Source organism: Micromonospora sp. NBC_00898 (assembly GCF_045207895.1).
In the GTDB taxonomy this organism is placed as follows: domain Bacteria; phylum Actinomycetota; class Actinomycetes; order Mycobacteriales; family Micromonosporaceae; genus Micromonospora.
Genome location: NZ_CP108775.1, coordinates 4,592,096 through 4,611,641 on the forward strand (window position 1 = coordinate 4,592,096; position 19,546 = coordinate 4,611,641).

19 protein-coding genes are annotated in these 19,546 nt (G+C 75.2%); 8 read left to right on the plus strand and 11 right to left on the minus strand.

Annotation, left to right across the window (positions count from 1 at the left end; translation table 11 throughout):
* Window positions 1-165: 165 nt before the first annotated feature.
* From OG799_RS22290 to OG799_RS22320, 7 genes are read left to right on the plus strand one after another with little or no spacing between them, the layout of a single operon-like run.
* Entirely contained in the window at window positions 166-1,365 is a 1,200-nt protein-coding gene (locus OG799_RS22290; RefSeq protein WP_406037140.1) for an allantoate amidohydrolase, read from the plus strand.
* Window positions 1,362-2,714 carry a formimidoylglutamate deiminase gene (locus OG799_RS22295; protein WP_406046371.1) on the plus strand — a complete coding sequence of 451 codons (1,353 nt, stop codon included), beginning with the start codon at window positions 1,362-1,364 and terminating at the stop codon, window positions 2,712-2,714. The genes OG799_RS22290 and OG799_RS22295 overlap by 4 nt, the downstream gene beginning before the upstream one ends.
* Window positions 2,711-3,958 (plus strand): imidazolonepropionase, encoded by a 1,248-nt coding sequence (gene hutI / locus OG799_RS22300; RefSeq protein WP_406037142.1) that lies wholly within the window; start codon window positions 2,711-2,713, stop codon window positions 3,956-3,958. The genes OG799_RS22295 and hutI overlap by 4 nt, the downstream gene beginning before the upstream one ends.
* Complete coding sequence (gene hutH, locus OG799_RS22305; RefSeq protein ID WP_406037146.1) at window positions 3,946-5,484, plus strand: histidine ammonia-lyase; 1,539 nt, start codon at window positions 3,946-3,948, stop codon at window positions 5,482-5,484. The genes hutI and hutH overlap by 13 nt, the downstream gene beginning before the upstream one ends.
* A gap of 35 nt (window positions 5,485-5,519) precedes the next feature.
* Window positions 5,520-5,912: a hypothetical protein gene (locus OG799_RS22310; RefSeq protein ID WP_406037148.1), complete on the plus strand. Its 393-nt coding sequence runs from the start codon at window positions 5,520-5,522 to the stop codon at window positions 5,910-5,912.
* On the plus strand, window positions 5,909-6,112 hold the full coding sequence (locus tag OG799_RS22315) for a DUF6186 family protein (protein WP_406037150.1): 204 nt from the start codon (window positions 5,909-5,911) through the stop codon (window positions 6,110-6,112). Before OG799_RS22310 ends, OG799_RS22315 begins: the two co-directional genes overlap by 4 nt.
* Window positions 6,113-6,160: 48 nt before the next feature.
* A complete protein-coding gene (locus tag OG799_RS22320; RefSeq protein ID WP_406037152.1) occupies window positions 6,161-7,399 on the plus strand; it encodes a DUF6891 domain-containing protein in 1,239 nt (412 codons plus the stop codon).
* A gap of 42 nt (window positions 7,400-7,441) precedes the next feature.
* Here the strand turns inward: OG799_RS22320 and rdgB are convergent, their stop codons facing one another.
* From rdgB to OG799_RS22375, 11 genes are all read right to left on the minus strand, one after another.
* Window positions 7,442-8,056: an RdgB/HAM1 family non-canonical purine NTP pyrophosphatase gene (gene rdgB / locus OG799_RS22325; RefSeq protein ID WP_406037155.1), complete on the minus strand. Its 615-nt coding sequence runs from the start codon at window positions 8,054-8,056 to the stop codon at window positions 7,442-7,444.
* On the minus strand, window positions 8,053-8,781 hold the full coding sequence (gene rph / locus OG799_RS22330; RefSeq protein ID WP_406037157.1) for a ribonuclease PH: 729 nt from the start codon (window positions 8,779-8,781) through the stop codon (window positions 8,053-8,055). The genes rdgB and rph overlap by 4 nt, the downstream gene beginning before the upstream one ends.
* A gap of 89 nt (window positions 8,782-8,870) precedes the next feature.
* Complete coding sequence (locus OG799_RS22335) at window positions 8,871-10,040, minus strand: glycosyltransferase (RefSeq protein ID WP_406037159.1); 1,170 nt, start codon at window positions 10,038-10,040, stop codon at window positions 8,871-8,873.
* Window positions 10,037-11,179: a glycosyltransferase family 4 protein gene (locus OG799_RS22340; protein WP_406037161.1), complete on the minus strand. Its 1,143-nt coding sequence runs from the start codon at window positions 11,177-11,179 to the stop codon at window positions 10,037-10,039. The genes OG799_RS22335 and OG799_RS22340 overlap by 4 nt, the downstream gene beginning before the upstream one ends.
* Window positions 11,180-11,271: 92 nt before the next feature.
* The gene (locus OG799_RS22345; RefSeq protein WP_406037163.1) at window positions 11,272-12,018 is read right to left on the minus strand and encodes an MBL fold metallo-hydrolase; all 747 of its coding nucleotides are present in this window, start codon (window positions 12,016-12,018) and stop codon (window positions 11,272-11,274) included.
* A gap of 222 nt (window positions 12,019-12,240) precedes the next feature.
* On the minus strand, window positions 12,241-13,206 hold the full coding sequence (locus OG799_RS22350) for a PLP-dependent cysteine synthase family protein (RefSeq protein ID WP_154943204.1): 966 nt from the start codon (window positions 13,204-13,206) through the stop codon (window positions 12,241-12,243).
* An 11-nt stretch (window positions 13,207-13,217) separates the two neighbouring features.
* Window positions 13,218-13,583: a MoaD/ThiS family protein gene (locus OG799_RS22355; protein WP_406037166.1), complete on the minus strand. Its 366-nt coding sequence runs from the start codon at window positions 13,581-13,583 to the stop codon at window positions 13,218-13,220.
* Window positions 13,584-13,655: 72 nt separating this feature from the next.
* Window positions 13,656-14,144 carry a Mov34/MPN/PAD-1 family protein gene (locus OG799_RS22360; protein WP_406037168.1) on the minus strand — a complete coding sequence of 163 codons (489 nt, stop codon included), beginning with the start codon at window positions 14,142-14,144 and terminating at the stop codon, window positions 13,656-13,658.
* A gap of 55 nt (window positions 14,145-14,199) precedes the next feature.
* Window positions 14,200-14,703 carry a DUF2017 domain-containing protein gene (locus tag OG799_RS22365; protein WP_406046372.1) on the minus strand — a complete coding sequence of 168 codons (504 nt, stop codon included), beginning with the start codon at window positions 14,701-14,703 and terminating at the stop codon, window positions 14,200-14,202.
* Between the two features lie 2 nt (window positions 14,704-14,705).
* On the minus strand, window positions 14,706-14,996 hold the full coding sequence (gene clpS, locus OG799_RS22370; RefSeq protein WP_089010866.1) for an ATP-dependent Clp protease adapter ClpS: 291 nt from the start codon (window positions 14,994-14,996) through the stop codon (window positions 14,706-14,708).
* Between the two features lie 103 nt (window positions 14,997-15,099).
* Complete coding sequence (locus OG799_RS22375) at window positions 15,100-16,662, minus strand: hypothetical protein (protein ID WP_406037171.1); 1,563 nt, start codon at window positions 16,660-16,662, stop codon at window positions 15,100-15,102.
* Window positions 16,663-16,862: 200 nt separating this feature from the next.
* Here OG799_RS22375 and OG799_RS22380 point away from each other — a divergent pair, with 200 nt between their 5' ends.
* On the plus strand, window positions 16,863-19,541 hold the full coding sequence (locus OG799_RS22380) for a LuxR C-terminal-related transcriptional regulator (protein ID WP_406037173.1): 2,679 nt from the start codon (window positions 16,863-16,865) through the stop codon (window positions 19,539-19,541).
* The last annotated feature ends 5 nt before the right edge of the window (window positions 19,542-19,546 follow it).

The window sequence follows — 19,546 nt, forward strand, 5'->3', positions numbered from 1 at the left end:
AGTGCAGCGCAGCGGAGCCCCGCAGTCGCGAACAACCGGGGTGCCGCGTGAGCGCGAGGAGTGCAGCGCAGCGGAGCCCCGCAGTCGCGAACAACCGGGGTGCCGCGTGAGCGCGAGGAGTGCAGCGCAGCGGAGCCCCGCAGTCGCGAACAACCGGGGTGCGGCGTGACCGACCTGGCCCTCCGGTTCCGGAAGCTCTGGGACGAGCTCGCCCCGGTCGGGCGGGACGAGCACAGCGGTGGCTACCTGCGCTACGCGCTGACCGAGCCGGAGCTGCGGCTGCGGGAGTGGTTCCGCGAGCAGGCCGACCGGCGCGGCATGCCGGTCGGCGAGGACGGCAACGGCAACCTCTTCGCCTGGTGGGGCGACCCGGCGGCCGGCGACGCGGTGCTCACCGGCAGCCACTTCGACTCGGTGCCGCACGGCGGGGCGTACGACGGGCCGCTCGGCATCGTCAGCGCGTTCCTCGCCCTGGACGAGCTGCGGGCCGCCGGGGTCACCCCGGCCCGGCCGGTGGCGGTCGGCGCGTTCGTCGAGGAGGAGGGGGCGCGGTTCGGCGTACCGTGTCTGGGGTCCCGGCTGCTCACCGGGGAGATCGCGGTGGAGCGCGCGGCCGGGCTGCGCGACGCGGCCGGGGTGAGCTTCGCCGACGCGCTGGGTGCCCGGCCGGCGGGCGCCGACCCGGGCCTGCTCGGCCGCTTCACGGCCTTCGTGGAACTGCACGTCGAGCAGGGGCGCGCGCTGATCGAGCAGGACGCGCCGGTCGCGGTGGCCAGCGCCATCTGGCCGCACGGCCGCTGGCGCTTCGACTTCCACGGCGAGGGCAACCACGCCGGTACGACCCGGATGGCCGACCGCCGCGACCCGATGCTCACGTACGCCTTCACCGTGCTGGCGGCGAACAAGGAGGCCCGGCTGCGCGACGCGCACGCCACCGTGGCCCGGGTGTCGGTCGAGCCGAACGCCACCAACGCCATCCCGTCCCGCGTGACCGGCTGGCTGGACGCCCGGGCGGCCGAGCCGGAGACGCTGCACGGCCTGGTCGAGGCGGTGCACGCCAAGGCCGCCGAGCGGGCGCGGCGGGACGGCACCGCGCTGACCTGCACCGAGGAGTCGGCGACGCCGCTGGTGGGGTTCGACGGCGGGCTGACGAAGCGACTGGCCGCACTGCTCGACGCGCCGGTGCTGCCGACCGGAGCGGGACACGACGCGGGGGTGCTGGCCGCGCACCTGCCCACCGCGATGCTCTTCGTACGCAACCCGACCGGGGTGTCGCACTCCCCGGCCGAGTCCGCCACCGACGCCGACTGCGCGGCCGGGGTGACCGCCCTGGCCCGGGTGCTGGAGGAGCTGGCATGCCGCTGACCCGCTGGCTGGCCGAGTACGCCTGGCTGCCCGAGCACGCCGAGCCCACGCCCGACGTGCTGATCGAGGCCGAGGACGGCCGGATCACCGGCGTCGCGCCCCTGGTCGGGGGCGGCGCGCCGACCGCCGGGATCGAGGTGCTCCGCGACGCGGTCCGGCTGCCCGGGCTGACCCTGCCCGGGCTGGCCAACGCGCACTCGCACGCCTTCCACCGCGCGCTGCGCGGGCGCACCCACGACGGCCGCGGCGACTTCTGGAGCTGGCGGAACGGCATGTACGACGTCGCCGCCCGGCTCGACCCGGACAGCTACCTGGCCCTGGCCCGGGCCGCGTACGCCGAGATGGCGCTCGCCGGGATCACCTGCGTCGGCGAGTTCCACTATTTGCACCACGGCCCCGACGGCACCCCGTACGCCGATCCGAACGCGATGGGCGCGGCGCTGGTCGAGGCCGCCGCGCACGCCGGCATCCGGCTCACCCTCCTGGACGCCTGCTACCTCACCGCCACGGTCGACGGGGAGCCGCTGGACGGCGCACAGCGGCGGTTCGGCGACGGGGACGCGCTGCGCTGGGCCGAACGGGTCGACGCGTTCCGCCCCGAGGACGACCACGCCCGGGTCGGCGCGGCCATCCACTCGGTCCGCGCCGTACCGGCGGAACAGCTCGCCACCGTCGCCGGCTGGGCCGACCGCAACGGCGTGCCGCTGCACGTGCACCTGTCCGAGCAGCCCGCCGAGAACGACGCCTGCCGGGCGGAGCACGGCCGCACCCCGACCCGGCTGCTCGCCGACCACGGCGTGCTCGGCCGGCACACCACCGCGGTGCACGCCACCCATCCGACCAGCGCCGACCTCACCCTGCTCGGCGACAGCCGGACCGGCGTCTGCCTCTGCCCCACCACCGAACGGGACCTCGCCGACGGGATCGGGCCGGCCCGGCGGATGGCCGAGGCGGGCAGCCCGCTCAGCCTCGGCAGCGACAGCCACGCCGTGGTCGACCTCTTCGAGGAGGCCCGCGCGGTGGAGCTGGACGAGCGGCTGCGCACCCGCCGGCGGGGTCACTTCACCCCCGCCGAGCTGTTCACCGCCGCCACCGTCGCCGGCCACGCCGCGCTGGGCTGGGCGGACGCCGGCCGGCTCGCCGTCGGCGACCGCGCCGACCTGGTCACCGTACGGCTGGACAGCGCCCGCACCGCCGGGGTGCCACCGGTCGGGGCGTTCTTCGCCGCCACCGCGGCCGACGTCACGCACGTGGTGGTCGACGGCCGGGCGGTCGTCGCCGACGGCCGGCACCTCACCGTGGACGTGCCCGCCGAGCTGCGCACCGCCATCGCGGAGGTGACGCCATGACCTCCGACGGCTGGCGGCACCAGCCGGTCCGGGCCGGCGACCCGGCGCGGCCGGCGGTGCGAAGCACCGGCAGCCTGCTGGTGGACAACATCGGTGAGCTGGTCACCAACTCCGCCGGCGAGGGCGCGGGCGGGCCGCTGGGCCTCCGCCGGGACGCCGCCCTGCTGGTCGAGGACGGCCTGGTCGCCTGGATCGGGCCGGCCCGGGACGCGCCGGCCGCCGACCGGCGGATCGACGCCGAGGGGGCGGCGGTGCTGCCCGGCTTCGTGGACAGCCACGCCCACCTGGTCTTCGCCGGGGACCGGGCCGCCGAGTTCGCCGCCCGGATGGCCGGGCAGCCGTACACCGGCGGCGGCATCCGCACCACCGTCGGCGCCACCCGGGCCGCCTCCGACGACGAGCTGCGGGGCACCGTGCGCCGGCTGCGCGCCGAGGCCATGCGGCAGGGCACCACCACCATCGAGATCAAGAGCGGGTACGGCCTCACCGTCGCCGACGAGGCCCGCTCGCTGCGGATCGCCGCCGAGGTGACCGAGGAGACCACCTTCCTCGGCGCGCACGTCGTCCCCGCCGAGTACGCCGACCGCCCCGACGACTACGTCGGCATGGTGTGCGGGCCGATGCTCGCCGCCGCCGCCCCGTACGCTCGGTGGATCGACGTGTTCTGCGAGCGGGGCGCCTTCGACGTGGACCACGCGCGGGCGATCCTCGCCTGCGGCCAGGCCGTCGGGCTGGGCGTGCGGGTGCACGCCAACCAGCTCGGCCCGGGGCCGGGCGTGCGGCTCGGGGTGGAACTGGGCGCGGCCAGCGTCGACCACTGCACCCACCTGACCGACGCCGACATCGACGCGCTGGCCGGCTCGCCGACCGTCGCCACGCTGCTGCCGGGGGCCGAGTTCTCCACCCGGTCGCCGTACCCGGACGCCCGTCGGCTGCTCGACGCCGGGGTCACCGTGGCGCTGGCCACCGACTGCAACCCCGGATCGTCGTACACCTCCTCGATGCCGTTCTGCATCGCGCTCGCCGTACGCGAGATGCGGATGACCCCGGCGGAGGCGGTCTGGGCCGCGACCGCCGGCGGCGCGATGGCGCTGCGCCGCGACGACGTCGGCCGGCTGCGGCCCGGCGCCCGGGCCGACCTGATGATCCTCGACGCCCCGTCCCATCTCCACCTGGCCTACCGGCCCGGTGTGCCACTGACCCGCCAGGTTCTGCACAACGGAGTCCCGCAATGTCGACCGTGACCATCCTGCCCACCGGAATCTCCCCCGCCGACGTGCTCGCCGTCGCGCGCGGCACCGCCAAGGTCGTCCTCGACCCCGCCGCGGTGGACGCGATGGCGACCAGCCGGTCCATCGTGGACGGCATCGAGGCCGCCGGCCGGCCCGTCTACGGCGTCTCCACCGGCTTCGGGGCGCTCGCCAACACCTTCGTCGCGCCCGAGCGGCGAGCCGAACTCCAGCACGCGCTGATCCGCTCGCACGCCGCCGGGGTGGGTGCGCCGATGCCCCGCGAGGTGGTCCGGGCGATGATGCTGCTCCGGGTCCGGTCCCTGGCGCTGGGCCGCTCCGGGGTCCGCCCGCTGGTCGCCGAGGCCCTGGTCGACCTGCTCAACCACGAGGTCACCCCGTGGGTGCCGGAACACGGCTCGCTCGGCGCCTCCGGCGACCTGGCCCCCCTCGCGCACTGCGCGCTGGTGCTGCTCGGCGAGGGCTGGGTGCTCGGGCCGGCCGGTGACCGGGTCGACGCCGCCGAGGCGCTGCAGCGGGTCGGCCTGAAGCCGATCGAGCTGGCCGCCAAGGAGGGGCTGGCGCTGATCAACGGCACCGACGGCATGCTCGGCATGCTGCTGCTGGCCATCCACGACGCCCGGCACCTGTTCGCCATGGCCGACGTCACCGCCGCCCTGGCCATCGAGGCGATGCTCGGCTCGGAGCGGCCGTTCCTGCCCGAGCTGCACGCCATCCGGCCGCACCCCGGGCAGGCCACGTCGGCGGCGAACATCCACCGGCTGCTCCAGGACTCCCGGGTGATGGACTCGCACCGGGACGACCTGGCGCACGCGGTGCAGGACGCGTACTCGATGCGCTGCGCGCCGCAGGTGGCCGGCGCGGCCCGGGACACCCTCGACTTCGTCGAGACGGTCGCCGGGCGGGAGCTGCGCTCGGTGGTGGACAACCCGGTGGTGCTGCCGGACGGGCGGGTCGAGTCGACCGGCAACTTCCACGGTGCGCCGCTCGGCTTCGCCGCCGACTACCTGGCCATCGCCGCCGCCGAGGTGGGCGCGATCGCCGAACGCCGGGTGGACCGGCTGCTCGACGTCACCCGCAACCGGGAGCTGCCCGCCTTCCTCTCCCCCGACGCCGGCGTCAACTCCGGCCTGATGATCGCCCAGTACACCGCGGCCGGGATCGTCGCGGAGAACCGCCGGCTCGCCGCCCCCGCCTCGGTGGATTCCCTGCCGACCAGCGGCATGCAGGAGGACCACGTCTCGATGGGCTGGGCGGCGGCCAAGAAGCTGCGCACCGTGCTGGACAACCTGACCAGCCTGCTCGCGGTGGAACTGCTGGCGGCGGTACGCGGGCTCCAGCTCCGCGCCCCGCTGGAACCGTCGCCGGCCGGACGGGCCGCGCTGGCCGCCCTCGGCGACGTGATCGGCGAGCCCGGGCCGGACGTCTTCCTCGCCCCGCTCATGGAGGCCGCCCGGGAGGTGCTGCGCGGCCCCGAGCTGCGCGCGGCGATCGAGCGGGAGATCGGCCCGCTCGGCTGACCGGATTCCGGTCGGACCGGCTCCACACTGGAAATGTGGAGCAGCCGACCGCCGGCACGTTGGCACCGGCCCGGTGGCGCCGGCTGGTCTGGCCGGCCGTCATCGGGTACGCCCTGGTCGCGGCGGCCGCCCGGCCACTGACCGGGCCGGCGGCCGCCGCCGTCCTGCTGCCCGGCGGGGTTCTCCTCGTCGCGGGTCTGCGCCGCACGCCCGGCCGGCGGCGGCGCGTCGGCCGGCGCGCCGCCGTCACCTGGCTCGCTCTCGGGGTGCTCTTCTGCCTGTGGGAACTGGGCGCGTTCCTGGCCGGCAACGACGAGGCCCACCCGACCTTCAGCATCCTCGCCGACCCGGTGCTCGCCACCTGGCCCGGACGGCTCGGCGGGTACCTGCTCTGGCTCGGCACCGGCGCCTGGCTGGTGACCCGGTGAGCACCCGCAGCGTGATCGTCGCCGGCTTCGCCGCGATCCTGCTGCTGATGGTGGCCGTGGACGCGCTCGGCCGGCGGGGCGCCGGCCCGGCCGGTGCCTCGCTGGGCGCGGCGCTGACCGCCGCGCTGCGCACCCACGGCGGCCGGGCGCTGGTGTTCGGCGTCTGGCTCTGGCTCGGCTGGCACTTCCTGGCCCGCTGACACCCGCGCCGGCGAAGCTGTCGGCCCTCGCTGCTACCGTTCGCCGCCGTGAACGACGACGAGGCCGTGGTGACGGCTGACGCCCCGGACGGGGACGAGGAGAACCTCGACGGCGAGATCCTGGCCTTCGTGCGCCGGCAGGTGGCGCTCGCCGAGCTGCCGGCGGCGGCCATCGTCACCGCGACGCAGGAGTATCTGGACGGGGACGCCGACGCGGACCGGATCGCGGAGCTGACCTGGCCGGTGGTGGCCGAGGAGCTGACCGCGCACCTGACCGCGCAGGAGAGCTGGCCGGCGCCGACCGACAACGACCGACTCACCGCCGCGTTCCGGGCGCTCTCCGCCGCCGGCGTCGTGGCCCGGGAGAACTTCACCTGCTGCCAGAACTGCGGCCTGGGCGAGATCGGGGCCGAGGTGCCGGCCGGGGTCGCCCCGCGCGGCTACGCCTTCTATCACCAGCAGGACGCCGAGCACGCGGTGGACGGATCGCCGGTGTTCCTCGCATACGGGCTCTTCGAGCAGCCACCCTCGGCGGAGATCGGCGAGGAGGTGGCGGCGGCGCTGCGGGCCGAAGGGCTAAATCTAAACGTGCGCTGGAACGGCGACACCGGCAGCCGGATCCAGGTGCCGATGGTCTGGCGGCGCCGTCGGGTCGGCCGCCTCGCCGCCGTGCCGCCCACGATGGACGACGACGTCGAGGTCGAGGTGGAGCTGATCACGGCCTGGTCCGGGGTGCATGCCCCCCGCGGCGGCGCGCAGTCCGCGGCCCGGCTGGCCGCGCTGCACCTGCCGTGGATGCCCGCCGCCGCCCGGTTGCGCCTGTCCGCCGGCTCGCTGGCTGTCACCGTCTGCAGGGAGGGCGACACGCTGATCGGGGAGTACGACGACCGCCGCCCCGCCACGGTCGGCCGGTACGACGCCATGGCGCTGCTGGGCCGGCCGTGGACCACGACCCCCGGCCCCGCCGACTTCCTCGAGGCCAACTACGAACACTCGACCGGGCATGGCAACGCGGTGGCGTTGGAGGCGGCGGAGGCGGTTGCGATCACGCACCGGCTGCAACCGCACACCCGCGACTTCCTCTCTTGCCTCGGCCGCTCCGGCGGTGTGGTGCAGATGTGCTGGAAGGCGGACCGGCTCTGGCTGGAGACACCGCATCCGGAGTCGGCCACGGTGACCGGCCGGCACGTCACCCTCGCCGAGGCGGAGCGAATGATCACCATCCTGGCCACCGAGGACCGGGTCGCCGTCGCCGAGCTCGGCGAGACTGTGACCAGGCCCTGGTGAGCGGCAGCCGTCCACGTACGACGGACGTGGACGGCTGCGGGCTCAGGACTGCGGCAGCACCTTGGCGACCAGCTTGGCCAGTTCGCGCAGCGCCTTGCCGCGGTGGCTGACCGCGTCCTTCTCCTCCGGGGTCAGCTCCGCGTTGGTCCGCTCCTGCCCGTCGCCCAGGAAGATCGGGTCGTACCCGAAGCCGCCGTCGCCGCGCGGCGCGCGCAGCAGCCGGCCGGACTGGCGGCCGTCGACCAGGTGCTCCTTGCCGCCGGGCAGCACCAGCGCCACGGTGCAGACGAAGGAGGCGGCCCGGTGCTCGTCCGGCAGGTCGGCGATCTGGTCCAGCACCAACTGGAAGTTGGCCAGGTCGTCGCCGTGCCGGCCGGCCCAACGGGCACTGAACACGCCCGGCATGCCGTTGAGCGCGTCCACCGTTAGCCCCGAGTCGTCGGCGATGGTGGGCAGGCCGGTCCGCCGGCAACCCTCCCGGGCCTTGATCAGCGCGTTCTCGCCGAAGGTCAGGCCGGTCTCCGGCAGCTCCGGGTATTCGTCGACGTCGTCGAGGCCGAGCAGGGCGATCCGGTGCGCGCCGAGCGCGCCGTCGAGGATCCGCTGGAGCTCGACGAGCTTCTTCCGGTTCCGGGTGGCGAGCAGGACCTTGTTCATGAGGTGAGCGCCTTCCGCTGGGCGTCGGCCAGTTCCAGGCAGCCCGCGACGCCCACGTCGAGCAGGGCGTCGAGCTGGTCGCGGGCGAAGACGCCGGCCTCGCCCGTCCCCTGCACCTCGACGAAGTCGCCGGTCCCGGTGCAGACCACGTTCATGTCGACCTCGGCGGCCACGTCCTCGGTGTAGCAGAGGTCCAGCCGCGGCTCGCCGGCGATGATGCCCACGCTGACCGCGGCCACCGAGCGGTGCATCACCTTCTCCGGCTTGCCGGCCAGGGCCTTGCGCTCGGCCAGCCAGCCCACCGCGTCGTGCAGCGCCACGTACGCGCCGGTGATCGCGGCGGTCCGGGTGCCGCCGTCGGCCTGGAGGACGTCGCAGTCGAGCACGATCGAGTTCTCGCCGAGCGCCTTCAGGTCGATGCAGGCCCGCAGGCTCCGGCCGATCAGCCGGGAGATCTCGTGGGTACGACCGCCGACGCGGCCCTTCACGCTCTCCCGGTCCGACCGGGTGTTGGTGGCCCGGGGCAGCATCGCGTACTCGGCGGTCACCCAGCCGAGACCGGAGCCCTTGCGCCAGCGAGGCACCCCCTCGGTGACGCTCGCGGTGCAGAGCACCCGCGTCGCGCCGAACTCGACGAGGACCGAGCCCTCCGGGTGGGTGCTCCAGCCCCGGGTCAGGGTCACCGGTCGGAGTTGGTCGGGCCGCCGCCCGTCAGGTCGCGCCATGCCTGCACCTTATGCGGTGCGGCGATCGAACCGTCCCTGGGTGTGCCGAGGACGTCGGCGGATTGGGCCGGGCCGAGCAGCGGGCCGGGTCAGGAGACGGTCGTGACGTCGGACTGCGCGTGCCCGGGTTCGACGCCGTGCGCCCGGAGGAAACCGGCGACCGCGGCGGGCCAGCCGAACTCCTCGGCCCGGCGACGGGCCGCCGCCCGCCGGTCCGCGGCCGGGCGGGCCAGCAACCGAACAACTGCCGCGGCAATCGCCGCCGGGGTGCCGTAGGCGGCCAGTCCGGCCGGCCCGATCACCTCGGGCAGCGCGCTGGCGGCGTTGGCCACCACCGGCGTACCGCAGGCCAGGGCCTCCAGCCCCGCCAGCCCGAAGGTCTCCACCGGGCCGGGCGCCAGCACCACGTCCGCGGCGGCCAGCAGCGCCGCCAGCGCGACCCGGTCGGGCAGGAAGCCGGCGAAGTGCACCGGCAGGCCCGCCGACCGCCGCACCAGCGCCGCCCGCAGCGGCCCGTCGCCGACCATCACCAGCACCGCCGGTACGCCGGCAGCGCGCAACCGGGCCAGCGCGTCCACCGCCAGCACGGGCCGCTTCTCCACGGAGAGCCGGGCGCAGTGCACCAGCAGCACCTCGGTCGGGTCGGCGTACCGCTCGCGCAGCATCGGGTCGGCGCGGTCGGGATGGAACGTGGCGAGGTCGACGCCGAGCGGCACCAGCTCCACCCGGGGCGCGCCGAGCCGTTCGAACTCCTCGGCCGCCCACCGGGTGGTGCAGACGATCCGGTCGTACCGCCGGGCGGTCTCCCGGTTCAGCCGGTCCGCGACGCGGCGGGCCGGGCCGGCGGGCAGCCGCCACTGGCCGAGCAGGCCGGTCAGGCTCTCGTGCGAGACCATCACCGACGGCACGCCGTGTTCCCGCGCCCAGCGACCGGTCCAGCGCAGGGTGCTCCGGTCGGAGACCTCCAGCCGGTCGGGGGCCAGGTCGGCCAGCACCGCGGCCAGCCGCCGCCGATCGGTCAGCAGCCGGTATCCCCCGCTGCCGGGAACGACCGGCCCGGGCAGGGTGACCACCCGCCCCCAGGGCCGCCGGGTGTCGCCGTACCGCTCGCCGGGGACCACCAGCACCGGCTCGTGGCCGGCGGCGAGGTAACCCTCGCCGAGGTGCCGCAGCGCGGTACGGAGGCCGCCGGAACGGCCGGTCACGAAGTTGGCCACCCGGACGATCCGCAGCGCCGGGCGGGCCGCCTGCCCGGTCATCCCAGCGCCCGCAGGCCGGCGGTCGGCGCGCCCGCCACGACAGCCCGGTAGTGGCCGATCAGCTCGTCCCCCACCGCGCTCCAGCTCCGCCGGCTGACTGCGGCACGGGCGGCGTGGCCGTACGCCGTCCGGCGGGCGGGGTCGGCGGCGAGTTCCGCCACGGCGGCGGCCAGCGCATCCCCGTCGGCGGGCGGGACCAGCAGCCCGGTCACTCCGGACTCGACGAGGTCCACCGGCCCGCCGCTGGCCGGCGCCACCACCGGCACCCCGCTGGCGGCGGCCTCCTGGAGGGTCTGGCCGAAGGTCTCGTGCGGCCCGGTGTGTACGAACACGTCGAGGCTGGCGTAGAGCCGGGCCAGCGCGTCGCCGTGCTGGACGCCGAGGAAACGCACCGCCGGCAGGGCGCGTTCGAGCTGCCGCCGGACCGGCCCGTCGCCGGCCACCACGACCCGGACCCCGGGCAGCTCGGCCGTGGCCGCCAGCAGCTCGACCCGCTTCTCCGGGGCCAGCCGGCCCACGTAGCCGACCAGCACCGCACCGTCCGGCGCCAGGGCCCGCCGCAGCGACTCGCGGCGCCGGGTCGGGTGGAACCGCTCGGCGTCGACGCCCCGGCGCCAGAGCCAGATCCGCTGCACGCCGTTGGCGATCAGGTCGGCGGCGGCCCGGGTGGAGGGCGCGAGCGTGCGCTGCGCCGAGTTGTGGATCTCCCGCAGCCGCCGCCAGGCGGCCGTCTCGCCCCACCCCACCCGGTACGCCCGGGCGTAGGAGGCGACGTCGGTCTGGTACACCGCGACGGTGGGCAGCCCGTGCCGGGTGGCCAGGGACGCGCCGGCCGCGCCGAGGATGAACGGGCTGGCCAGGTGGACGACGTCCGGCTCGTGGCCGAGCAGCGCGCCGGCCAGCCGGGCGCTGGGCACGCCGAGCCGGAAGCCCTGGTACCGCGGGAGCGGCACGCTGGGGATGCGCACCACCGGGTACGGCAGCCGGTCGGCGGCCCGACCTCGCGCGCCGGCCGGCGCCGGCGCGATCACCAGCGGCTCGTGCCCCCGCGCCACCAGGTGCTCCGCGGTCCGGACGACGGAGTGCGCCACGCCGTTGACGTCCGGCGGGAACGACTCGGTCACGATGGCGATCCGCATGGCCCGAGGGTGAAGGCCGCACCGGAGCGCCAGGCGACCGGCCGCTGACCGGTCGGCGAACAGTACGGCAACCCGATGCGCCGGGCGGGCGGTCAGACGTCGTAGGTGGCGCCGGCCCGGACCACCTCGATCGGGCCGGTGTACGCGGCGGCGGCCGACTCCAGGGTGTGCGCCTCGCTGCCCCAGGCCGCCACCAGATGGGTGAGCAGCAGCCGGCCGACGTCCGCCTTGGTCGCCACCTCGCCGGCCTCCCGGCCGGTGAGGTGCAGGTCCGGCGGGTTCTCCACGCCGTCGAGGTAGCTGGCCTCGCAGAGGAAGAGGTCGGCGCCCTGGGCCAGCCGCAGCAGGGAGTCGCAGGGGGCGGTGTCCGACGAGTAGCAGAGCACCCGGCCGCCGTGCTCCAACCGCACGCCGTACGTCTCGACCGGGTGGTTCATCCGGTCCACGGTGACGGAGAACGGACCGATCGGAAACGTCCCCGGCTGGAGGCCGTAGAACTGGTACACGTCGTCGACCGTGCTGCCCTCCTGCCCGTACGCGGCGGCCAGCCGGTCCGGCGCGCCGGCGGGCGCGTACATCGGCAGGGGCGGGTACGGGCCGTCGGGGGCGTACCGGCGCACCACCACGTACGACACCGCGTCGAGCATGTGATCGCAATGCAGGTGGGTGAGGAGGATGGCGTCGGGGGCGTGCAGCCCGACGTAACGCTGAAGCGTGGAGAGCGCCCCCGAGCCGAAGTCGATCAGGAGCCGGAAGCCCTCCGCCTCCACCAGGTAAGCGGAGCAGGGGGATTCGGGGCCGGGGAAGCTGCCCGCGCAGCCCAGGACGGTCAGCCGCATCCGGTCGTCCCGATGTCACGCCGTGTAGTCGGCGCGTGGGCAGCCGCCCCGCCGATGATCTCTACCGACGCGTACGCCACGCTGCGCAGCCTACGCGTCGCCACTGCGGGTAAAGAATCGTCTACCGGAAGATGTCATCAACGTGACACCCGTACGCGTATCGCCGCGAGCCGGCGCCGACGGGCCGGCCGGCGTCTCCGCCGACCGGCCCGGACCGACGCGTCAGGCCCAGAGCTGACCCTCCAGGGCGTCCTCGGCATCCGCGAGGGTGCCGCCGTACGCCCCGGTCGAGAGGTATTTCCAGCCGCCGTCGCAGACCACGAACGCGACGTCGGCCCGGCGGCCGTCCCGGACCGCCTCGTGCGCCACCGCGAGGGCGGCGTGCAGGATCGCGCCGGTGGAGAACCCCGCGAAGATGCCCTCCACCTCGACGAGCTGACGGGTGCGCAGCACCGCGTCCCGGGTGCCCACCGAGAAGCGGCGCGACAGCACGGTGGCGTCGTACAGCTCCGGCACGTACCCCTCGTCGATGTTGCGCAGGCCGTAGACCAGCTCGCCGTAGCGAGGCTCGGCGGCGACGACCTGGATGCCGTCCACCTTCTCCCGCAGGTAGCGCCCGGTGCCCATCAGGGTCCCGGTGGTGCCCAGACCGGCCACGAAGTGGGTGATCGTGGGCAGGTCGTGCAGCAACTCCGGCCCGGTCGTCTCGTAGTGGGCCCGGGCGTTCGCCTCGTTGCCGTACTGGTAGAGCATCACCCAGTCGGGGTGCTCCGCGGAGATCTGCTTCGCGGTGGCGACGGCCTGGTTGGAGCCGCCGGCGGCCGGCGAGAAGATGATTTCCGCGCCGTACATCCGGAGCAGCTGGACCCGCTCGGTGGAGACGTTCTCCGGCATCACGCAGACCAGCCGGTACCCCCGCAGCTTCGCCACCATGGCCAGCGAGATGCCGGTGTTGCCGCTGGTCGGCTCCAGGATGGTGTCGCCCGGGCGGAGCCGGCCGGACTCCTCGGCCGCGCGGACCATGAACAGCGCCGCCCGGTCCTTGATGCTGCCGGTCGGGTTCCGGTCCTCCAACTTCGCCCACAGCCGCACCGGCGGCGCCCCCTCGGGCACCGTCGGCGAGAGCCGGGGCAGCCCGACCAGGGGCGTGCCGCCGCAGGCGTCGAGCAGACTGTCGTACCGCGCCATGGGGCCCGCCCTCAGCGGGCGGCGACGGCCGCGCCGCGCGCTGCGCGCGCGGCAGCCGCCGCACTGTGCTGAGCGATCGCCGCAGCGGCGGCGAAGCCGAACGCGCCACCGGCGACGGCCGGCAGGATGGTGACGCTGTCGCCGTCGTTGAGCTTGGCGTCGAGCGCGCCGAGGAAGCGGACGTCCTCGTCGTTGACGTAGACGTTGACGAAGCGGTGCAGGGCGCCGGCGTCGGTGACCAGGCGCGCCTTCAGGCCGGCGTGCCGGGAGTCCAGGTCGGTGAGCAGGTCAGCCAGGGTGTCCCCGGCGCCCTCGACGACCTTCGCGCCGCCGGTGTAGCTGCGCAGGATGGTGGGGATGCGAACCTCGATGGCCATGATGTCGTGCTCCTTGATGATCGGGTATGCCGCGGTGACGGGAAGGAAAAGGGTGGGCCGGCGCTGAAGAGGTCAGCGGCCGGAACACTCGTAGTCGACCGTCGCCGGGCTCTGCCCGAACATGTAGGACTGGACGGCGTGCGGGTCCACGGCGGCATCCACGATCCGGACCGGCTCCTCGGTCACCACGCCATCGACGATCCGGAAGGAGCGGATCTCCTCGGAGTCGGGCTCGCGGGTCGAGACGAGCAGGTAGTGCGCTCCCGGCTCACCGGCGAAGGAGACGTCCGTGCGGGACGGGTAGGCCTCGGTCGCGGTGTGCGAGTGGTAGATGACGACCGGCTCCTCGTCGCGGTCGTCCATCTCCCGCCAGACCCGCAGCTGCTCCATCGAGTCGAACTCGTAGAACGTCATGGACCGGGCGGAATTCTCCATCGGGATGTGCCGGGTCGGGGTGTCGCTGCCGACGGGACCGGCGACCACGCCGCACGCCTCGTCCGGGTGGTCCCGGCGCGCGTGGGCGACGATCGCGTCGACGATCGACCGGTCGATGCTCAGCACGCCGACCAGCCTAACGCCTGCCGCGGACGCCCGGCGAGGTGGCGACCGTCACGGCTCAGTCGATCAAGGAGTTGAGCAGGGACTCCTGCAGATAGCCCAGGTACGCGTAGACCGACAGTTGGAACACCCGGGACGAGGAAGGGTCCTCGGCGACCGCGTCGTCGAGTTCCTCACCCAGGTCCGTGCCGTCCTTGATCTCCAGGCGGACGCCCATCGCCAGCCGGGCGTCGTTGAGCGCCCGCAGCCATGCCTCGGCCGCCTCGGCGTCGAGGCGTACCTCGCCGCCGCTCTCGCCGGCGGAGTCGGGCAGCGCGGCGAGGATTGCGCCGGCCTGGTCGATCTTGGCGGTCTTCAGGTCACCCTCGGTGTACCGGCGGAACTCGGCGGTGCTCGCCGAGTCGTCCGGATAGACCTCGGGGAACAGCCGGCCCACCACCGGGTCGCTGTGGTCGAACCCGTCGGTGAGCAGGCCGACCACCTCGGAGGCGACCTTCCGCAGCACCCGGACCTCGTCCATGGCCAGGTTCGCGACGTACCGGTCACCCTGCCGGCGGAACATGCTCACGACCGGTCCACCGTCGCCCACAGCCCGTACGCGTGCAGCTGCGACGCGTCGTGCTCCATCCGCTCCCGGGCGCCGCTGGACACGACCGCCCGACCCTTGTGGTGCACGTCCAACATCAGCTGCTCGGCCTTCTCCCGGCTGTACCCGAAGAGTTTCTGGAAGACCCAGGTCACGTACGTCATCAGGTTGACCGGGTCGTCCCACACGATCGTCACCCATGGCCGGTCGGAGACCGGCACCTCGTCGGTGTCCGGCGTCTCGACCGGTGCTACCTGCGGAGCCGCCATGCCTCCCATCGTGCCACCGGAATCCGGGAAGCGATGAACCGGAACGCCGCGCCGGCCCGGATCACCCTCCCGGGCGGCCGGCGGCGGGTCGGCGCGGCCGACCTCAGGCGAGCAGGATGCCGTGGTCGACAGCATCGGCGAGCACCGCGCCCAACGAGAGACGGATCACCTCGAAGCGGCGGGACACCTCGCTGGAGAGTTCCAGCTCGACCTCGCGCAGCGCCCGCTGCGCCCAGGAGCGCGCGCCGTTCGGGTCGTCGTTGCCGGGCCCGCGCCAGTGCTGCCAGCAGCCCCCGGAAAGGGCCACCCCCACCGGCGGCAGGACCTCGACGCGTACCGCACCGGGAAAGCCGGCCAGCGCGTCGATCGCACCCGCGCCGCTCAGCCCGGCCACCCCGGCGGTGCTGGTCACCAGGAGGACCCGGTCCAGCTCCCGGCCGGCCGGGTGGTCGGCGAGGCCCCACCGCACAGCCTTGGCGATCCGGTGCCGTACCCCCTCGGCGAGGGGCGCGCCGAAGACCCGGGCGGCCGCCTCGTCGAGGACGGCCCGCACGGCCTGGTCGCACTGGGCGGTGGCGAGCAGCGACAGTGCCTCCATCTCCCGGTCCAGCAGCTGCGGCAGGCCGGCGGCGCCGACCCCGAAGACGACCTCCTGCACCACCCGGAGGTGGATGTTCGCCAGCTCCAGCGCCAGGTGCTGGCGGATCCGCTGGGCGCAGGCCCGGACCTGGCGGTCCAGCCGGTCACCGAGCTCACCCGGGTCGACGCCCGGCACCACGTTCACCCGGCCGTGCTCGCCCGGCAGCACGGGCGGCTGCGCGCTGGCGCGGCGCAGCCCCTCGTCGGCGGCCCAGCCCACCAGGGCCCGGCGCAGCGCCGCGTGGTCGGCCTGCCGGGCGGGGTACCAGCGGGCCCCCGCGAGGCCCGGCACGGCGGCCAGCAGGGCGGCCCGGTGCGCCGCGACGGAGACCTCGACCGGGTCGACCGGACGCCGGCTCGGCGCAGCGGTACGGGCGGCCGACGGGACGGACGCCCCCGCGTCCTCCGCCGTCGTCGTGCCGTCCGACTGCGCGGCCCAGCCGGTCGCCCCCGGGGTGACCGCGAAGAAGACCGCCACCCCGGCGCGGTCCACCTCGGCCAGTAGGTGCAGCTCCGCGGCGGTGAAGGCCTGGTCCGCGGAGATCACGAAGAGCAGCGCGCCGGCCCGGCCGACGGCGTCCAGCAGCACCCGACCTCCGGCCACGCCGAGGGAACCGGTGTCCGGCGTGTCGAGCACGGCGAAGTGCCGCAGCAGCGGGTCGGGGACGCTCAGCTCCACCCGGCGCGGCGGACGGGCCAGCGCCGGACCGGCGGCCGGCGGATCCGCGCCGTAGGAGTGCGGCTGCCGGTAGCCCGGGACGTACGCCGCGCGGGTCGGCACCCGGGCGTGGTTGACCACCAGGCAGCTGCCGACGGGCACCGCGAGCATCCCCGGTTCGAGCCCGAGCAGGGCGGCCAGCACCTGGCGGCGGCCCGCGCCGGCCGGACCCGCGGCCACCACGGCCAACGGCTCGTCCGGGCCCGGCTGGGTCACCGCGCCCGGGGTGGCCAGCGCGGCGCGGCGCGGCGGCTCGGCCGACCCGCCCGTGCCAGGCATCTCGACCGCGCGGAGAGGACCCGGCTTCATCAGGTGGCCTCCCGATCGGGCGACCGGGTTGCGGTCCGGTCGCGTGGGAAATCCGGTGATGGCACCCGGATGCCGGAAGAGTACGGGCGGGGCCCGCTCCCGGCCGAACACATCGGATACTCACCGGTAATCAACAGATTACTCAACTTCACTCCGTGACGGTATGCACGCTGTCAGATTAACGTCGATATGCTGCTGCGATGAGTCGGTGGGACTTCGTCGGCCGCACGGATGAGCTCAACCGTCTGTTGTCGGCGGTCGGCAGCCCGGAGGGGCGCGGGCTGCTCTTCAGCGGCAGCGCGGGGGTCGGCAAGAGCCGGCTGCTGCGGGAGGGCGTCGCCGCGCTCCCCACCGACCGGTACGCGATCTGGTCGGTCTCCGCCAGCGCCACCACCGCCGCGCTGCCCTTCGGCGGCCTGGTCCAGGTGCTCCCGGCCGACCAGCCGCAGGGCCTCTCCCCCGCCGGCATCCTGCGCTGGGCTGTCGACATGCTGCAGGAGCAGGCGGCCGGGCGACGCATCGTGCTGGCGATCGACGACGCCCACCTGCTCGACCCGCCGTCGGCCGCGCTGGTGCACCTGATCTCCCGGGCCGAGAACGCCACCGTGCTCGGGACGTTGCGCAACGGTGAGCAGATCCCGCTGCCGATCCGCGCCCTCTGGACCGACGACCTGGTCGACCTCGTCGAGCTGGGCCCGCTGAGCTCCGGCGAGACCACCGGGCTGCTCGCCGCGATCCTCGGCGGCCCGGTCGACGCCGGGTCGGCCGAGCGGCTGTTCCGGCTCTCCGCGGGCAACCCGCTGCTGCTGCGCGAGCTGGTGCTGGCCGCCGCCGGTGGCCGCGAGCTGACCCGCACGTACGGGATCTGGAAGTGGACCGGCCGGCTGGAGCTGGCACCCAGCCTGACCGACCTGATCGACACCCGGATCGGCCAGCTCACCCCCGGCGTGCGGTCGGTGGTCGAGCTGGTCGCGTTCGGCGAACCGCTCGGCCTGCAACTGTTGGAGCGGGCGGTGGAGTCCACCGACGTGGAGACCGCCGAGGAGCGCGGCCTGATCAGGCTGGTGCACGACGACCGGCGGCTGAACGTGCGGCTCGCCCACCCGCTCTACGGCGAGGTGATGCGCCGGCAGTGCCCGGTGAGCCGCACCCGCCGTCTTCAGGCCACCCTGGCCGACCTGCTGGAACAGGTCGGCAAACGACGCCGCGACGACCTGCTCCGGGTGGCGGTGTGGCGGCTGGACTCGGGCACCGCGCAGGACCCGGCGCTGCTGCTCGCCGCGGCGGCCCAGGCCTTCGGCCGGTACGACGTGCCCCTGGCGACCCGGCTGGCCCGGGCGGCGCTGGAGGCCGACGGCGGGTTCGACGCCGCCGAACTGCTCGCCACCATCCTGATGTTCGCCGACCGGCCGGACGAGGCGATCGAGGTGCTCGACTCGGTCGCCGGGAACGTCCGCTCCGACCGGCGGCGCAGCCGCTGGCTGACGGTGCGCGGCATGGTCAGCTACTGGGGGCTGAGCCGGGAGTCCACGGTGGAGGAGCTCGCCGCCCGGGGCGACGACCTGGCCGACCTGGCCGACCTGGCCCGGGTCCGCGCCTTCGAGGCCATCATGCGGCTGCACCGGCTGGACACCGCCGTCGCGCTGCGGCTGGCCCAGGCCGTGCTGGACCGCCCGGCCGCCTCGGTGGCTTCCCGGGAGCTGGCCCGGTGCACCATCGCCCACCTCGAGGCCGCCCAGGGCCGGTTCCGGCGCAGCGCGACCGCGATCGCCCGGGTGCAGGCCGAGGCGGCGCGGTGGCGGGGCGACATGCCGTACCTCCAGCTCGCCATGGAGCTGGCGCGGGGCACCCGGCTCGCGCTCTCCGGGGACCTGGCCGGCATCGACGCGATCGTGGCGGACGAGTTCGCCGACCTCGCGGGCGCCGGCGACTTCCGGCTCGGCACCGGCTACCTGGCCATCCTCCAGGCGTACGCGGCGCGGCTGCGCGGGCAGAGCGACGAGGCGTTGAAGACCAGCCTCGGCGCCTGCGCGGTGCTCGCCACCAGCCGGGTGTACGCCGGGCTGGCGCACGCCGAGCGCGCCCAGGCGGCGGCGCTGCGCGGCAACCCGGCGCACGCCGCGGAGGCGATGGCCGAGGCGGACCGCACCCAGGCCCCCGGAATGGCGATCCTCTACCCCTGGCTGGAGCAGGCCCGCGGCGCGGTGCTCGCCGCGAGCGGCGACCTGCCCGGCGCGGCCAAGCACCTCGGCCAGCTCGCCGACCGGCTCCGCGCGGACGGGCTCACCGGTCACGAGGTGCTCGTCCTGCTCGACCTGGTCCGGCTCGACCAGGCCGCCGCCCCGGTCGGCCCGACCTGCACCGACGGCGGCCGGCGTACGGTGGCGCAACGCCTGACCGAGCTCTCCGAGCAGGTCGACGGGGTGCTGCCGCCGCTGCTCGCCCGGTACGCCCGGGCCGCCGTGGCGGACTCCCCCGGCGACCTGCTCGCCGTCGCCGACGCCCTGGCGGCGCTCGGCCTGACCGTCCACGCCGCCGAGGCGGTCGCGCTGGCGCTGCACCGACTGCGGCAGAGCCGCTCCGCCGCCACCGGCCCGGCCCGGGAACGCCTCGCCACCCTGCTGGACCGCTGCGACCAGATCTCCACGCCGGCGTTGCGGCAGCTCCGGCCAGCGCTGAGCGACCGCGAGTGGGAGGTGGCCCGCCTCGCCGCCGACGGGGTGACCAGCCGGGCCATCGCGGAGCGGCTCTACCTGTCCAGCCGGACCGTGGAGAACCACCTCCAGCGCGTCTACAGCAAGCTGGGCGTGGCCGGGCGGGCCGAGCTGAAGGCGGTCCTCCGGTCGATGCCGGGCCACGACGGCACTGATCCCGCCTGAACTCT

Coding starts and splice junctions, on each gene's coding strand:
- hutI (WP_406037142.1), top strand. CDS start 2,711: ATGACCTCCGACGGCTGGCGGCACCAGCCGGTCCGGGCCGGCGACCCG.
- hutH (WP_406037146.1), top strand. CDS start 3,946: ATGTCGACCGTGACCATCCTGCCCACCGGAATCTCCCCCGCCGACGTG.
- rdgB (WP_406037155.1), bottom strand. CDS start 8,056: ATGAACAAGGTCCTGCTCGCCACCCGGAACCGGAAGAAGCTCGTCGAG.
- rph (WP_406037157.1), bottom strand. CDS start 8,781: ATGGCGCGACCTGACGGGCGGCGGCCCGACCAACTCCGACCGGTGACC.
- OG799_RS22335 (WP_406037159.1), bottom strand. CDS start 10,040: ATGACCGGGCAGGCGGCCCGCCCGGCGCTGCGGATCGTCCGGGTGGCC.
- OG799_RS22340 (WP_406037161.1), bottom strand. CDS start 11,179: ATGCGGATCGCCATCGTGACCGAGTCGTTCCCGCCGGACGTCAACGGC.
- OG799_RS22345 (WP_406037163.1), bottom strand. CDS start 12,018: ATGCGGCTGACCGTCCTGGGCTGCGCGGGCAGCTTCCCCGGCCCCGAA.
- OG799_RS22350 (WP_154943204.1), bottom strand. CDS start 13,206: ATGGCGCGGTACGACAGTCTGCTCGACGCCTGCGGCGGCACGCCCCTG.
- OG799_RS22355 (WP_406037166.1), bottom strand. CDS start 13,583: ATGGCCATCGAGGTTCGCATCCCCACCATCCTGCGCAGCTACACCGGC.
- OG799_RS22365 (WP_406046372.1), bottom strand. CDS start 14,703: ATGTTCCGCCGGCAGGGTGACCGGTACGTCGCGAACCTGGCCATGGAC.
- clpS (WP_089010866.1), bottom strand. CDS start 14,996: ATGGCGGCTCCGCAGGTAGCACCGGTCGAGACGCCGGACACCGACGAG.
- OG799_RS22375 (WP_406037171.1), bottom strand. CDS start 16,662: ATGAAGCCGGGTCCTCTCCGCGCGGTCGAGATGCCTGGCACGGGCGGG.
- OG799_RS22380 (WP_406037173.1), top strand. CDS start 16,863: ATGAGTCGGTGGGACTTCGTCGGCCGCACGGATGAGCTCAACCGTCTG.